Genomic DNA, 14,774 nt, shown 5'->3' on the forward strand with positions numbered 1-14,774 from the left:
GGAGGTAAGCCAAAAGGGAATTACACTAAAGGTGATTCACATGGTGTTAAGAAAGAGAATGAAACAGCAGATATCTTTGCAGATCAGGGATATCACATAAAGATGTTAGATGAACTCAATGGTGGAAACGGATATGGCATAAAGGAATCTTCAAATCCAGATTTTCTAATTGAAGGCGAAGTATTTGACTGTTATGCACCTACTATAGATACAAATTCCGACAATATTTTAAGGAATATTAGAACTAAAACAAAAACACAGGCGGAGAGAATTGTACTTAATTTAGATGGTTTTACTTCTGAGAAGATAACTGAGATTACTGAAGGTATTCTAAGGAAAGCTAATCCAAACGGAGACTTAAAGAACTTACAAGAATTACTCATTGTGACTGACGGTAAAAATCACAAGGGCATTTGGGGGTTAGATTTACATGGATTTCGAATTGTTTTTAGAATCTAATGTCAGTTGCAGGTCTTTGGCAGATCTTATTAAAATAACTATAGTCAACCTTTTGAATGAAAAGGTATCGATTCAGAACGATGAAGAAGAAATAGTTATTGGGACTGAATACTTTTCATTGGCTCTTGAGCTTGAGGATATCTCAGACATAAATTTTGTTAGAACCCACTATGATTTAGATGTTAATGTTTGCATTAGGGTTCAGTTATTTGGCAATACCTTTGAACAAGGAATTAAATATTTGTTTAAAGTTATCGAGCAGTTATTGAAACAATGTGGTGGGAATCTGTTGTTTTTAGATAATGGTTCGGATCAGTTGCTTAGAAAGAAGGATGGTCAGTTAATCGTCAATAGTGATTTGAATCAATACCAGATAAAGTACTTAACCCCTAGTCTACTTGGTTTACTTGGTCATTCTTATATCAAAGAAAAATTAAAGAAATAGAGTGTTTCATCGGATTTTATTTTAGTTCTGTAGGAAGACTGGTGCCCGGGTGCTGATCTGGCAGCTCCCGGCACTACTAAGAGAGGGGCGCAGCCAATTCAGGCTCAACCCTCCGTTCCATCCATAACTCCCATGCAACGCTCATAAACCTCTGAAACAAATCCATCTGCTCCACTTCTCCGCCAATCCTGTCCATGGACTCCGGCTCGTGATCGCGGCTATAAAGGCAATTCAGCCGATCATGCGCAGCAGCGAGAAGCAAAATCGTTTCAAGCTTAGCGCGAAAGTTCAACGGCATGCCTGATGATTTTATTATCCAGGAGCATCTATTCGATGCCTGCATTTGCTGTCAAAACGGGGCCGATTTCCTCGATCATAGGTGCATAACTCCTGAAGTTGCCGGATATTCCTTAACAACTGCCAAGAAGGAAGGCTGGATTTGGTTCAAGCCTCCCCGGACTCCCATTCAGCCCAAAGGACAGAAGAAGAGAACGACCTACTTATAATCTGTTACTAGCCGTCTATGAATGGCTAGAGCTTACTTAAGGCCGACTTCCTGTTAAACGACTTCGGCTTTTATGATTTCTTCATCAACATGTTTTTGCATAAAAGTTAAATATACTGGATTTTGGTACTCCCTTCCTGTATTCTGAGAATACACCAGGGCAAGCCAAATGCTACTACAAAACGAAAGGGGAGTGTACGCATGAGTCTACTTTGCTAATTATCTGAATAATTTGATTTCTAATGAAGCACAAACCTTTACACCGCTGAATTAGGTATACCCAAGACAGCAGCGACGTACACCTATCTACATTCTGCTTTTTGAATTGATATATAGCTTATACTGCACTTCAGCTTTATTAAATTACTAACTTTTGTTTTTCACATAATTCTTTATAGGCTTCAGTAAACTGTATGATATAAATTCACTCTACCCGAAAAGGAGATAAAAATGAAAAAAGTTGCGGGATTTATCCTTAGTGCTTGTTTACTTTTATTCGGGACACCAGTATCTGCAGTCCCAGTCGAATCAGTTTCAGAGGTTATCGAAGTTGGGACTGCAATTCAAGTATCAACACAGTATCTGGAAGAAATCATTGTTCCTCACTTTGAGACCTCCTGGAAAGATGCTATAGTAGGCAATCCCACTCTTTTTTATGATCATGATGACAATCCTGCTGTTTATGAGCTGCAAATTAGAAAAGGAAATAAGCTATTAGGTTACATAATAGCCGGCGCCAACACAAACCTTAATCCTGTAGTAAAAGTCGGTGTTGGACTTCCACCCACTAAAGAACTTACAGCGATTGGTCAGGAGCTCGAAACAAAGCATAATAAAAAGGTAAAAAAAGCAACATACCTATACGGTGGGCCTTATGCTTTAGGTGTTGCTATCGAGACAATGGATGGAGTTCATGAAAAATATGACCTGTTATCAAAACAAAAGGTAAGTGACTTCCCACGTTTGAGCATCAACCCAGGTAATAAGATGAAAACGAGAGAAGAGTGGGTTAAAGCCAAATCTAAGTTAAATACCAAGACGAAGCAAGAACCGATATTTACCACCATGGTGTATAATACCGATACAATCAGCGGAATGCGATCTTACGATCAGGCAAAATCAAACAACAATAGTACCGGTTGCGGTCCTGCAGCGGGAGCAAATGTCCTAAATTATTATGATGAACGGGGCTATGATAAATTACAGTCAAACACTGACCGAACAGACGGTGTGGCTTTGATGAACCACTTGTTCAGCGATATGGGAACCTCCGCTATCGGTACTTCCGCTGAAGGATGGGCAAATGGAATAAAAAAGCATGCAAACTCAGAAAATGGTTACCGTTTTTCTACAACTGTAAATTACTATGATTCTAGTATAGACTCATATTTTTGGAGCCAAATTAAGAGCTTCATAAATAATGATCGTCCTTTTGGAGTCTTTTATCCACTGGGTGGCAGTCCGTATTCGTGGCATATTGTAACTGTTGTGGGTTTTTATGAGGACATTGATTCAAGTTACCGTACCATCACCGTAAACACTTGGGGAAGAACAGAGTATGTGAATTGGTGGGGTGGACAACCTCGACAAATAATGTGGGTAACAGCTAACTCATAATTATTAGCGGACTAAGGGCCGTTCACGATAGAGGCCCTTAGTCTGGTTTGTGCTCTATTAATATCCACTCATCATTTTCTTTGAAATAAACCCAATATATCTCCGAGCGGGGCTTTTGGAATCGAATTGTAAACCCCTCGTTGAGCATTCTCTTATCATAATCGGAACCAATTTCGTTAATAATTATTTTTCTGATTTCTTGGTTTTCAAAGAAATCACGGGTTTGCTTAAACACTTCCTTCCTCTCCTTTTCGGAAAAGTCATCTGACGACAAAGTATAAAGAATAGTTATATATACGTTATCAAACTGCTGAATTTGTCCGTCAGTAATATCGCCATATTTCTCGGATATATCCTCAAAAAAAGAATCAGCCTCAGGGATGTTAAGGTTGGTGCTTGGGGTACACGAAACAAGAATTAATAAAGTTAGAGCAGTAAGACACCACTTCATCGCCTTCTTCAACATCATTCCTCCATTCGTCACTGAAAGGCTCCTTATCATTATAGACAATACTGCTCAACTATTAGTTGCAACTAATTCCGAAAAAGTCTCCATCTCCCCATTGCTAGTCGCTTGATTTCAAATCCAAAATCAAGTTCAGATGATGATTTAATTTGTGATTTGCACGAGGTACAGGGGGTTCAAGGCTAAGCACTACTGGATCAATGGGTTCGGGTATCCCTGCGGAGAATCCCATGTATGCGGATTATATGGGCTGGGATAAGCTGACCGAAGACGGATTGCTGGGGACAATTTAAAGAAGGAAGCAAGGGGCCGTTTCATTTTCACATCACGGTTATGTTACGCCCCGCCATGATTCTCTCTTACAGCAGTAATACATTCCTTATGGTCTGAATAACAAGCGTCGGGTCGGTGAACTGTGGGAAGTGTCCACTGTTGGAAGCAATGATGTGCTTACCTTGATTGTTTAAATGTATGAGGTCTCTTTGGTTCTTCTTCCGTATCTCAAAAGCATGCTCTGGCATCATCGGCGGTTTCTTGCCCCGGATACAACGTACAGCGGAATATCTGGGAATGGGCCGGCAGCTTCAATCTGCCTCAATGTCTCATCTACATAATGCACTTCATCCCACTTCCGATGGGGAAATAAGAAGTCAAGGCTGCCCAGCATACGATTAATCCCTCGAAGGAAGGTGCCCTGTGTTTCATTGATCTTTACGTCTTGCGGATGACTGGATTCTAATAGCACAATACCCGCAGCTTTTTGAGGGTACATCCTGGCAAACAGGTTGGCATACAGTCCTCCGAGCGAATGACCACAAGAATATATGGAGGAGCTAGACTCGGTTGTACGCGAAGACGGTTGTTTCATCAGCAAGCTCGTGAAATACCTTAAACCAACCTTCAATCGGACCGCTTCCTCCATTGATCAGAATGACAGAGGGGAGCCCTTCCCCAGCTTTGGCAAATAGAACTTTCCCGCGGGATGTCTGGGTTTGCTGTTTTGTAATTGATTTCATCTTTGCCGTTTCACCTCCTTTGTGATGATATTGAAATGGCTTCAATCTTATTTCCTGCAATCCATAATAAACAGGGACGCATCCTGGTTCATGAATATCTTTTCGCCTGTATAGATCGTTCTGGACGTTACATCCTTGTAGCCAATTGTAGTCATAAGGCGGGCAAGTTCCTCTTGGTCAAATCCGTTATGAACCTTGTCCGACTGAACGTTCTCATTCTTGTCAAAATCCGCAATCAGCAAATGCCCGCCCGGATTCAGCACCTCATATAATCTCGACAACACAGGCTCTATGTCCGGAATGTGCAGCAGCACCTGAGCCATAATCACATAATCGGCATGCAGGTCAGACCGGGACTCTGTCTCAAAATCAACGCATAACGTGCTTGCATTCCGAATGCCGGCGTCTGCCAATTTTCGATCAATCTGCTCGAGCATATTTGCCGAGGTATCCAGGAACGTCATATGCCCGAACTCATCAATGAGATCCAGCCCGACAAGCCCAGTTCCGCAGCCAAAATCAATGGCACTCTTATCTTTACCGTTATCTACATATTCACGGATGGCGTTCGATATTACCTTGGCGATCTGAATTCTGTCGGGCGTGTCATAGGAACCGGCTATCGTCTCGAAAATATCAGTATTCCCCATTGCCTTACCTCCATTAATTCGGAATCTGAAACCCGTTCATTCCTATAATACTTTCACCATCTTATAAAAGCCATCTATAGAATGCTTGTGATATTTCCTCGGAAAATCAACCTTGTCGGTTTGGCGGAAGCCGAATTTTTCATAGATTCGTATTGCAGCGCTGTTCCTGAATTCAACCGCTAACGACAGCTTATTAAACCCTTGTTCCCTTGCAAGCTCCTCAGCTTGGTGCAGCAGCTCCACTCCGAAGCCTCTGCCCCTGTATTCCTCAAGGACAGCAAGGTTGGAGATATAATACTCATCGTCATGATTGACACTCGTCAAATATTTTTGCAGCCCGGAACGGAACATCATCCTGATTGTATTGCTAAATCCCGCTGTCTTAGATAGTTCTTTGCCATACTTCATCATGTTCTTGTCCATCTGCTTCATCTCTCTAGCGGGGACAGCGAGAAGAAGGCCGCAAACCTTATCATTCTCCGTCTTCACCCACACATTCCCGCTGCTGAACAGGACATCCGGCTTGGTATAGAACACATTAATGTAGCTGTAGACCTCCGGCTCTCGCACCGTGAAGAAATAGCTGAAAATTTCCGGCCCCGACATATACATCAGCTTGATGCAATCCGCACTTTCATTACCGGTTGGTTTACGAATCATCACAATCCCGCCTTTCAGCACAGTCTGCTGCCAACTAGACTCAACATCGTTACTCTATGCTTATCTGTCATTTGGAAGACCAGCTATTGGTTTTCCCTTTTCAGCAGCAACCTGGAACGGATTTTAACATCTTACATGTTTGCGTTTGAAACCAAGCCGCCCTTTATCTACAGCCTTTTGAATATTTTCGGAAGCGTGAATGAACTTGCTCTTGGCCTTGCTCTTGCTCTTGTCCTGCCCGACTTCTACCGGACCTACTGCCTTAGCGGTCTCAACGGCCTTATCATGAAGCGGTAAATAAGATACAGCCACCGTGTACAAGAAATTGTTCATCGCGTATTTCGCCCGTTCGGGAGCTTCATGAATCGTGCGTTCTACCAGATCGAGCATACCGGAAATTTTGTCTTCGGCGAATTCACGATCCGGGCGATTCCCGAGCAGCCAGCAGTAGCAGCTCCAGCCCGCCGACCTTCTCAGCTCTTCGTCGCTCGCGATCCATTTATCCGCAACCTGCTGTGCGATATCTGCCTCCGCCAGGGTGACAGCAACCACATAATCCGACAGCATGTAAAAATAAGCCCCATCCATCCAGCGGTCATAGTCCGCTTCCGTCATCGCATTGGGATCGGCTATAATGCCGGCAAAGTACATAGCGTCATAGTTCCCTGTCGCGTACAGCTGCTCGGCCAGAGGCTGGTTGATTTTTATTTTCTTGAAGAGGGGCTTCATCTCGCCTGTCGCCACGCCAAACAGCGGCTCATGCGCACCATTTGATATATACATCTTCTTCAGCCGTTCCTTGCCAAGAGCTTCAAGCTCCTGCATCACCATTTCAAGATTCACGGATTACCCCTCCTTGTCCTGCAATAATTCTCTAAGCTTAATCAAGATCTTGAGGAACGCTTTATTCTCAGCTGCATGAATTGCCTACCATTATTATATACGATATGACTTTTGCATACCCGTAACAAACAACTGTTCACACTTCCATCCACATGAAAAAGAACAAACGAAACCGCACTTTCAAGACCGGTAGGTTTACTAGATTCACATCGCTACGGCAAATTGTTTATCCAGCTGCTTAAAGTGTCCAAAAAACCGCCTGCATAGATGTTATCTCCAATAAGAAAACTGTGGATCAAGAGAAGGGTGTCGTTGTCTTGATACTTACCTTTCAGAAGTTCATGAGTGGCATCCGGGAAAATATGAAGTTCATAGTTTTCTTTGCCAATGGCTTTAAAGGTCTCATCATAGACTTTATGACTCTCATAGACATCGACATTCTGATCCTTCCCCCCAAACAGACCCAGGAAAGGTACTGTCATGGTTTTCATGCCTTCAATGGCATTGGCATCTGAGTTTAAATAGGCAAAGTGAAACCGCTCTTTGCTCATGGGCTTCTCATAGTCGTGTTTTAAGACAAAATCCACATAGCCTTCATAGTCATTCTTAACAATCAAGGCATCATAAGACCTTACATAAGACAGGTAGTCTTTCTTTTGCTTATCTGTGTAATTTCTTCTTTCACCCACCTTTGTTTCATAATAGATATGCTGGTCCATCCAATCAATTGCGCCGCCAACATTAACAATAAAGTCTATGCGCGCCCCTGCCTTAGAAAGCTCTGAAGTGACCCATCCACCCTGAGAAAAGGCTAAGACGCCTTTCCTGTCTATAGATATCGTGCTTTCCAGAACCTTGATGGCTGCTTCAACTTCATCACTGCGGTCCTTCATTGTTTGTGCAAGCCAGTTGCCCTCGGATTTAGAGACCCCAGCCTTATCATAGGAGAAACAAGCGATTCCCTCATCCAGCAGATGGTTCATCATAAAGGCATAGCCCCCATTCGACGTTCGATCCTGAGGTCCATCCCCATGTACAAAAAACACCAGATCATACGGTGGTGGTGTATCAGGTAAATACAAAGTCCCCGAAAGATCTACTCCTGCATTTGTAAAATTAATCTCAATCGCTTCATCGTAGGAAATCTCAAAAATTTCAAGCCGGACAATAAGCACAATGGAAAGCAGAACTGCTGCTAAAATGAGCACGATTATTTTCTTTTTCATTATCATCCTACAATTCTTTCACCATGGTCGTTACTCCTGTGACACCTATGAGTTTAGCAATAAACGCTGGTACTTTTTGATAGCGGATTTTCTTAAAGCCGACCCGCTCATACAAGGCCTTGGCTCTAGGATTTTCATCTATAACATCTAATTGGATATGTTTATAACCATTGTTCTTACCATAATCCATGAGAGCTTCAAAGAGCTGACTGCCAATACCTTGACCTCTAAACCTAGTGTCTACCGCAATCCCATCCATCAGAAGCTCTTCTTCTGACAAGGCTTTTCGTGAAAAAATCAGGTCTGTTAAAACAGCTTTCCACAACCCTTTAACGAGCCCAAAAGATTGAATAAAATCGGTCAATTTAATGTCGATAAGCCCGTTTTTGCCTTTATGAAATCCCGATATCCCGACCAAGCTGCTGTATTCATCATAAGCACATAAACAATTCGCAGGATTGATGGCTTTTTCAAACATCTCCTGCATGACAGCTTCTTCACCAATAAGCTTTTCGAATTTCCTTTTAAATGCAATCACATACAACCTGGATGCCTGAGGACTTTCCTTTTCCCCAAAGCCTTGTCTTATTTCAATCATGGCCCTTCTCCTTTTCAATCTCCATGAGCAGTTTGCCTGCTAAGGCTTTACCTGTGAAACAAGAGGACTTGTTGTATACCATCAACATAACTCTGTCTTTCATCAAGTGGCCTTTCTCATTAGCGAAATGTATCAGGTTATAGATTTCAGACTCTATATCCTTTTGACTTTCAAATTCAAGATTTCTACTGACAAACATCAAGTTGTTTAATTCAAAACCTTCTACAGGTTTTTCCGGAGTAAGCCTGCCCTGTATAACTTCCAGACCATTTGCATCTAGAGGGATTAACCAAGCCATATCCTCGCTTTCTAGATACATTTTCAGGGACACATCCTCTGGCTTCAGAGGGGAGAAATAGCCATCTAAGGTTTCATACGTGTATTTCTGCAACCCTTTGTCGAAATTTTGAAGCTCTACCTGAACTTCCTTCAGAATATTTTTGGCAGCTTCAAGGGACTTTATTTTTTCTTCCAAGCTTTGAATGGCTTCTTGAATGACGGCTTCCTTTGTCGCAGGATTTTGAAATAACTGTTTTATTTTATCTGTCGATATCCCGCATTGTCTTAAATAGCTGATCCCCTTTAAATGCAGCAGATCAACTGGATCTAGGACCCGGTAACCGCTCTCGCGTCTCTTAATAGGAGGCAGCAGTCCAATTTGTTCATAATAACGAATGGTATCAATGGACAACCCTAATAATTGGGATGCCTCTCCAATAGAAATGAATTCTTGCATTCCCATCACCTCTGCCAAAATTATATACTCTGGAGTTACTCCAGACTCAACAAAGACCCTGAAATCGTGAATATTTATATTCACCAGATCAGGGTCTGAATCGGAAATGTTTATTTCACTACTTTTTACTGAGAGCCGCCATCCTGCTCTTTGCTTGCAAATTCCTCTAGCAGCGCCCGCACTTCATCTGTGGACTTGGTGTTCATTAAGGCATTTCTTAATTCACTGGCCCCGCGAAATCCGCGGACATATATCTTGAAGAATCGTTGAAGAGGCCGGAACGAACGGGATTCCAGTCCTGAATATTCATCATGAAGATCCAGATGCAGCCGCAGCAGATCCAGCAATTCCTCACTGCTGTGCTCTGTCGGCTCCTGTTCAAAAGCAAACGGATTATGAAAAATACCCCGTCCAATCATAATTCCATCCACACCGTACTCTTCAGCGAGCCTCAGGCCAGTCTGACGGTCAGGGATATCCCCGTTAATGGTCAGCAGGGTATGCGGTGCCACCTCATCACGCAGCTTCTTGATCTCCGGAATCAGTTCCCAGTGGGCAGCCACTTTACTCATTTCCTCCCTGGTGCGCAGATGAATGGACAGATTCACAATGTCTTGCTGCAAAATATGGGTTAACCAGCCTCGCCACTCGTCGATGTCAGTGAAACCGAGCCTTGTCTTTACACTGACGGGCAATCCCCCGGCTTTGGCTGCCTGGATGATCTCTCCTGCAAGTCCGGGACGGCAGATCAGGCCGCTTCCCTTCCCGTTCTCGGCTACATTCGCTACAGGACATCCCATATTAATATCGATGCCTTTGAAGCCTTCTTGGGCCATACCGATGCTCATCTGGCGGAAGTATTCCGGCTTGTCTCCCCAGATATGCGCTACAATGGGCTGTTCATCTTCTGTAAAGGTCAACCGCCCGCGCACAGCATGGCGCCCCTCCGGGTGACAATAGCTCTCTGTATTCGCAAACTCCGTAAAAAACACATCCGGTCTGCCCGCCCTGCTGACGACATGACGAAACACAACATCTGTCACATCCTCCATAGGCGCCAGTATAAAAAAGGGGCGTGGCAAATCACGCCAAAAATTGTTTGTCATATCCATAACCTCTCTATAATAATAGACCGCCCTAGCCCATTGTTGCACAAATTACTCATGCTCCAGGCTCATAACTACTATACAATAGCTCTTGTAAGCAACGAAAGGAGCACATTAACCATGATCTTAAATTTACAGGACGTATCTATACGTTACCACAAAGCAGATCGAAATGCGGTTACTGAGGTATCCTTCTCTATTGAGGAGAACAGTATTGTATCGATTGTGGGACATAACGGAGCAGGAAAAAGCACCTTGATTCAAGCCATTATGCAAAACTTAAACTATGAAGGCTCCATTTCCTATGGTTTTAACAAAAAGGAGCTCTATACATACATCCGGGTGCAGACTCAGACATCTACATTCGAAAAAAACGCGAAAGTGAAGGATATTGTACAGCTCTATATTGAACTGCTGAACAGTCAGGAAACGGTGGATGAGCTCCTGCAAAGCGTACAAATGCTGCCCTTTAAGAATTCATACCTGGAAAAACTGTCCGGCGGGGAAAAACAAAAAATTGCGGTGTTACTGGCGACAATCGGCAATCCCAAGCTTATTATTCTGGATGAGCTTACGACAGGGCTGGATGTGGTGTCCCGCAGAATGATATGGGATTTATTGAACAAGATCCGTAAGGAAAAAGGCGTCAGTATGCTGCTCACCAGTCACTTTCTAGATGAGGTTGAATACTTGTCCGATTATGTGATTGTCCTTGAACAGGGTAAGGTCAAGCTGCAAGGAACGGTTCCTGATATCATCAGTAATGCTTTTGCGAATCAAAAAATAGCGACCTGTCTTGTGGATTCCAGCTTTAGATTCTCCTCACTTAAATATGCGTATAAGCAGCAGAGCAATAAGTTAATGATTGAATACAACGAAGATAACGAGAAAGATGTATTTGATAACTTGAAAATATGCGGAGGATACGATATCCAACTGCAGAAGAGAACGTTTGAGGATGCTTTTCTACAGATAATCGGCTATGAGCTGGATGAGAAGGGAGAAACCAAATGAAACCGGTAATTAGCTTAACCAAATATAATTTCAAACTGCTGTTTCGAGACAAATCGTCTGTACTTATGGCCTTTTTAATGCCCATTGGCTTTTATATTTTATTTGGATTTATGCTGAGGAATGTAGAGTTCAGCGGCTCGGCCTTATCCGATCTGCTCGTTCCGCTGTACATCGTCATCATTATAGGCAATGCGGTCATTAGTGTATTTGGTACGTTTTATGTGCAGGCAAGGGAAAGCGGGAACCTGCAAAAATTCAAGTTTATGGGTGTTAATGAGCTCTGCTTCTCCTTCACTTTATTTATGGCAACCTTCGCTTTTCAGCTTACCGTCATTTTTGCTTTTATTGGGTTTACTTACTTCTATAATGGAACTGTATTCCCCATGCACAATATCATACCAGTCCTTGCTACCCTTGCCGTCATTGAGATTTTCCATTTTGCCGTTACGTTCCTATTAACTTCGATTCTAAGAAAGGCGTCTATTTATAATCCAATCTCATTAGCTTTTTATATGTACCAAATGTTCCTTGGCGGCTTAACGTTCCCGATTGAAATGTTTCCGCAGTTTCTGCAAAAGCTGGTTTATTATATTAATCCCATCATCTATGGACGGAATGCATTGCTGGCGGCATGGACGAACAATCCCTCAATCGGCAATGTGATTAAAGATAATGTGATTCTACTCTCGATCTCTGTCGGACTTGTCATCCTAGCCATTTGTGTTCAGCGATTTATTTTCTCTCAGAAGACATCCGCCGTATTGGCACAATGAATACCCCTACAAAAATCTATAAAAAAAGGGCATCCATTACGGATGCCTTTTGTGCTGACCCTATCGTCTTCAACGATTGTTAGACAGCTTAATGATGCCAAGCTCAATCCCTCTCACAATAGCGGCAACGGTAGAGTTCACCATTAGCTTATCGTTAATCGACATGAGATGATTGTTTACCGTACGTCTGCTAATACCCAGCTTATCCGCAATCACCTGCTGCGTATCTCCGTTGCTGGCATATTGCAATATTTCCTTCTCGCGCGGGGTTAACTCTTCCATAACATCCTCAGCTTTATTTTCCATGAAAATTGTGTCCCCTTGATGGAGCTGCTTGATGTTATCAATTAGATTTTCAACGGACATATTTTTATCCAGGAAGCCCTTTGCCCCCATGCGTTTCGCTTCCAGATGGTATTCATGCAGGTTGTACCCGGATAGAAAAGCGACCTTGAGCTCAGGGTAATGGTATAACACCTCCCGGCATACATCTAACCCGCTGTACGCCCCCATATGAATATCTAATAATAGTAAGTCAGGCTTTTCCTGCTGCACAATTTCAACGATGTTCTCAGGTGTCTGGAAGCACACAAATTCATCTATATGACCCGCCATCACAATTTCCAGACTTTTTGCAAACAATTTATGATCATCAAATAACAGTACCTTCATGTGTTCTCCTTGGGAGTGTTAGTGTAAATAGTTTATAATCATCCTGCTGTGCCCATTCAAAAGCTCCGCCAAGTGAACCCGCCTGATGCTTCAAGCTGGAAATCCCCAAATGCTTAATCTTACCTTCCATGTCCTCTTGCACGATTGGCTTGCCATCCTCCTTCACTTCCATAATCCAATGGTCTGCGCTGTACAAATGTATCCATATATGATCGGCCTCCGCATATTTACAGGTGTTCGCCAGCAATTCCTGTAACGTACGGTAGAACAAATACGCAGACTGCTCATCCATTTGCTCGAAGATTTCATACCGGATATGGGGATTAGGAATCCTGCCATACCGCTTGCGCATCTCATCCAGTAAGATATGAATATTTCGTTCAAAAGATAAATCCGCAAGTGTAGACGGATAAATTTCATGCATTTGTGAGCGTATCGACGTATTTAGGTCAGCCAATGTTTCTACCGCGAGTTCCTTGAGCGCAGACTGTTCCGTCGGCAAGGTGCCAACGATGTTTTTAGTGGCAATAATGTTCTGCAGAATATTATCGTGGAGGTAATACGTCACCTCTTTGCGAAAATTCAACTCCTTACTGAAGCTCCCGCTTTGTCCAGCATCCGGCAGCTTCATCCTGCGCATCTCTTCCCATTGGTCAAGCTTATTCAATATATAACGGGCTAAAGCATATGCCGTATAATATTGCCCAGGCGTAAACGACTGGTGTGTATGGGTTTCATGAATCATCAGCAAGACTTCTCCGGCATAGATAGACTTGCCTGACTTAAAGCCAGGGTCAAGAAAGACTCCACTGGTATACATGACTTTGCGTTTATATAGGATTGTAATGCCGTCATTCGGAAAAACAGGGGCCAGCTTAGAGTCAAACCCAGACCAGGACACTCCCTTTTCCTGCTGACTTAAGGCATCCTCCCACTTTTCCACAAACCAGTCATTGAGCCCGTGTTGGAGTATTCCATACTTGGCATGAATGATCGTCTGCAGCTTGAAGCATGCTGCAAATGCAATAACGAATAGCACTAAGCTGGCTGTTAGAACCAATGCAAATGGACTGCTGTCGCCTAGATATACCCACTGATAGCCGGCTATGGAGCAGCCGAATAACATGCTAATCATACATAAGAAGATAATGGATTCTGGATACAGAAGGCGGAATAATACCCGGTGTATGGACGAGGACACCACATAAACAACATAGATTAAAAAGCTCGTTGGCAATGTAAAAATGGTGTTTTCCTGATAAGGTAAAATAAACGATGAAGCACAAGCTGCAATTGCTAGACTATGTAATAACCCTAATATAACCACATTCCATCGCTGCATCGTATTTAGCTCAGCATGCAGCACCATCACGATCGTATACAAGGTGCAGACCGTAAATAAGAATACCGGATTCAGAGCAGCTGCCGTCCATATACTGGCTAACACCACGATATAATAGAGCATGTGTATCCAAGGCTTAATGGACTTTTGCCTCATATAATAAATAGATGCTGCGGTAAACATAAGCGCTGCGCTGTAAAATAGATAAGAATAGCTGGCATAAAACAAAAACATCCACAAAAAGATATGAATGGGGATATAATATTCCCGCTTCGCACCTTTGGCCAAAAATAAATACAAGCAAAGCAGTACATTACCGATCACAAATACAAAAAGGTAATGGGCCGGAAAAACGAGCACCTTATATTGAAATAAACAAGTTATTGCTAACACAACGGAATAAATAAAAAATAGCATTTTTAAGCTGGACTTAATATGTATCCTGGGTATCATTTGCTGCATGAGATGACTCCTCCACCTGTGTTGAGTATACAGTGAAACCTTGCCACATACCATAAAACAACCGCATAAAATAAGGAACTTACGGTTGGGAGGCAGTATGATGTATAGACAGCAAGGAAGATTACCAGGGAGCTGTCCGGAGGGATTTTTGGGCCGGTATACCGTGCTTCCGGGAGATACGTTC

16 protein-coding genes are annotated in these 14,774 nt (G+C 42.9%); 5 read left to right on the forward strand and 11 right to left on the reverse strand.

The window, feature by feature from the left end; translation table 11 throughout:
• From DNH61_RS25655 to DNH61_RS25675, 3 genes are all read left to right on the forward strand, one after another.
• On the forward strand, positions 1-459 hold a 459-nt coding region (locus DNH61_RS25655), incomplete at its 5' end, for a CdiA C-terminal domain-containing protein (protein ID WP_484216273.1).
• A complete protein-coding gene (locus DNH61_RS25660; RefSeq protein WP_111145103.1) occupies positions 431-904 on the forward strand; it encodes a hypothetical protein in 474 nt (157 codons plus the stop codon). The genes DNH61_RS25655 and DNH61_RS25660, both read left to right, overlap by 29 nt.
• Positions 905-1,859: 955 nt before the next feature.
• Positions 1,860-3,026: a C39 family peptidase gene (locus DNH61_RS25675; RefSeq protein ID WP_111149817.1), complete on the forward strand. Its 1,167-nt coding sequence runs from the start codon at positions 1,860-1,862 to the stop codon at positions 3,024-3,026.
• Positions 3,027-3,063: 37 nt separating this feature from the next.
• Here DNH61_RS25675 and DNH61_RS25680 read toward each other — a convergent pair whose 3' ends face one another.
• The 9 genes from DNH61_RS25680 to DNH61_RS25730 form a co-directional block, all read right to left on the reverse strand.
• A complete protein-coding gene (locus DNH61_RS25680; protein WP_146241174.1) occupies positions 3,064-3,510 on the reverse strand; it encodes a hypothetical protein in 447 nt (148 codons plus the stop codon).
• 815 nt (positions 3,511-4,325) lie between these two features.
• A complete protein-coding gene (locus tag DNH61_RS25695; protein WP_111149820.1) occupies positions 4,326-4,508 on the reverse strand; it encodes a hypothetical protein in 183 nt (60 codons plus the stop codon).
• Positions 4,509-4,555: 47 nt separating this feature from the next.
• Complete coding sequence (locus tag DNH61_RS25700) at positions 4,556-5,158, reverse strand: class I SAM-dependent methyltransferase (protein ID WP_111149821.1); 603 nt, start codon at positions 5,156-5,158, stop codon at positions 4,556-4,558.
• A gap of 42 nt (positions 5,159-5,200) precedes the next feature.
• Entirely contained in the window at positions 5,201-5,818 is a 618-nt protein-coding gene (locus DNH61_RS25705; RefSeq protein WP_111149822.1) for a GNAT family N-acetyltransferase, read from the reverse strand.
• A gap of 123 nt (positions 5,819-5,941) precedes the next feature.
• Positions 5,942-6,661: a DNA alkylation repair protein gene (locus DNH61_RS25710; RefSeq protein WP_111149823.1), complete on the reverse strand. Its 720-nt coding sequence runs from the start codon at positions 6,659-6,661 to the stop codon at positions 5,942-5,944.
• 212 nt (positions 6,662-6,873) lie between these two features.
• A complete protein-coding gene (locus DNH61_RS25715) occupies positions 6,874-7,887 on the reverse strand; it encodes an alpha/beta hydrolase family protein (RefSeq protein WP_181438887.1) in 1,014 nt (337 codons plus the stop codon).
• Between the two features lie 7 nt (positions 7,888-7,894).
• Positions 7,895-8,485: a GNAT family N-acetyltransferase gene (locus tag DNH61_RS25720; protein WP_111149825.1), complete on the reverse strand. Its 591-nt coding sequence runs from the start codon at positions 8,483-8,485 to the stop codon at positions 7,895-7,897.
• Positions 8,478-9,230, reverse strand: a complete 753-nt coding sequence (locus DNH61_RS25725) for a helix-turn-helix domain-containing protein (RefSeq protein WP_245948340.1) — start codon at positions 9,228-9,230, stop codon at positions 8,478-8,480. The genes DNH61_RS25720 and DNH61_RS25725 overlap by 8 nt, the downstream gene beginning before the upstream one ends.
• Before the next feature lie 116 nt (positions 9,231-9,346).
• Positions 9,347-10,327, reverse strand: coding sequence for a tRNA dihydrouridine synthase (locus DNH61_RS25730; RefSeq protein WP_111149827.1), 981 nt, complete (start codon positions 10,325-10,327; stop codon positions 9,347-9,349).
• A gap of 120 nt (positions 10,328-10,447) precedes the next feature.
• Between DNH61_RS25730 and DNH61_RS25735 the strand changes: the two genes are divergently transcribed.
• Entirely contained in the window at positions 10,448-11,341 is an 894-nt protein-coding gene (locus tag DNH61_RS25735; RefSeq protein WP_181438888.1) for an ABC transporter ATP-binding protein, read from the forward strand.
• Positions 11,338-12,114 carry an ABC transporter permease gene (locus tag DNH61_RS25740; RefSeq protein ID WP_111149828.1) on the forward strand — a complete coding sequence of 259 codons (777 nt, stop codon included), beginning with the start codon at positions 11,338-11,340 and terminating at the stop codon, positions 12,112-12,114. Before DNH61_RS25735 ends, DNH61_RS25740 begins: the two co-directional genes overlap by 4 nt.
• Before the next feature lie 69 nt (positions 12,115-12,183).
• Here the strand turns inward: DNH61_RS25740 and DNH61_RS25750 are convergent, their stop codons facing one another.
• On the reverse strand, positions 12,184-12,786 hold the full coding sequence (locus tag DNH61_RS25750) for a response regulator transcription factor (RefSeq protein WP_111149830.1): 603 nt from the start codon (positions 12,784-12,786) through the stop codon (positions 12,184-12,186).
• Entirely contained in the window at positions 12,767-14,590 is a 1,824-nt protein-coding gene (locus DNH61_RS25755) for a sensor histidine kinase (protein WP_111149831.1), read from the reverse strand. Before DNH61_RS25755 ends, DNH61_RS25750 begins: the two co-directional genes overlap by 20 nt.
• Between the last annotated feature and the right edge of the window lie 184 nt (positions 14,591-14,774).

Origin of the sequence: Paenibacillus sambharensis, assembly GCF_003233845.1 — a bacterium.
Lineage (GTDB): Bacteria > Bacillota > Bacilli > Paenibacillales > Paenibacillaceae > Paenibacillus_I > Paenibacillus_I sambharensis.

Bases quoted from the DNA above. Each gene is read 5' to 3' on its own strand.
- DNH61_RS25660 (WP_111145103.1), top strand. From the start codon at position 431: ATGGATTTCGAATTGTTTTTAGAATCTAATGTCAGTTGCAGGTCTTTG.
- DNH61_RS25675 (WP_111149817.1), top strand. From the start codon at position 1,860: ATGAAAAAAGTTGCGGGATTTATCCTTAGTGCTTGTTTACTTTTATTC.
- DNH61_RS25695 (WP_111149820.1), bottom strand. From the start codon at position 4,508: ATGAAATCAATTACAAAACAGCAAACCCAGACATCCCGCGGGAAAGTT.
- DNH61_RS25700 (WP_111149821.1), bottom strand. From the start codon at position 5,158: ATGGGGAATACTGATATTTTCGAGACGATAGCCGGTTCCTATGACACG.
- DNH61_RS25705 (WP_111149822.1), bottom strand. From the start codon at position 5,818: ATGATTCGTAAACCAACCGGTAATGAAAGTGCGGATTGCATCAAGCTG.
- DNH61_RS25715 (WP_181438887.1), bottom strand. From the start codon at position 7,887: ATGAAAAAGAAAATAATCGTGCTCATTTTAGCAGCAGTTCTGCTTTCC.
- DNH61_RS25720 (WP_111149825.1), bottom strand. From the start codon at position 8,485: ATGATTGAAATAAGACAAGGCTTTGGGGAAAAGGAAAGTCCTCAGGCA.
- DNH61_RS25730 (WP_111149827.1), bottom strand. From the start codon at position 10,327: ATGACAAACAATTTTTGGCGTGATTTGCCACGCCCCTTTTTTATACTG.
- DNH61_RS25735 (WP_181438888.1), top strand. From the start codon at position 10,448: ATGATCTTAAATTTACAGGACGTATCTATACGTTACCACAAAGCAGAT.
- DNH61_RS25740 (WP_111149828.1), top strand. From the start codon at position 11,338: ATGAAACCGGTAATTAGCTTAACCAAATATAATTTCAAACTGCTGTTT.
- DNH61_RS25750 (WP_111149830.1), bottom strand. From the start codon at position 12,786: ATGAAGGTACTGTTATTTGATGATCATAAATTGTTTGCAAAAAGTCTG.
- DNH61_RS25755 (WP_111149831.1), bottom strand. From the start codon at position 14,590: ATGCAGCAAATGATACCCAGGATACATATTAAGTCCAGCTTAAAAATG.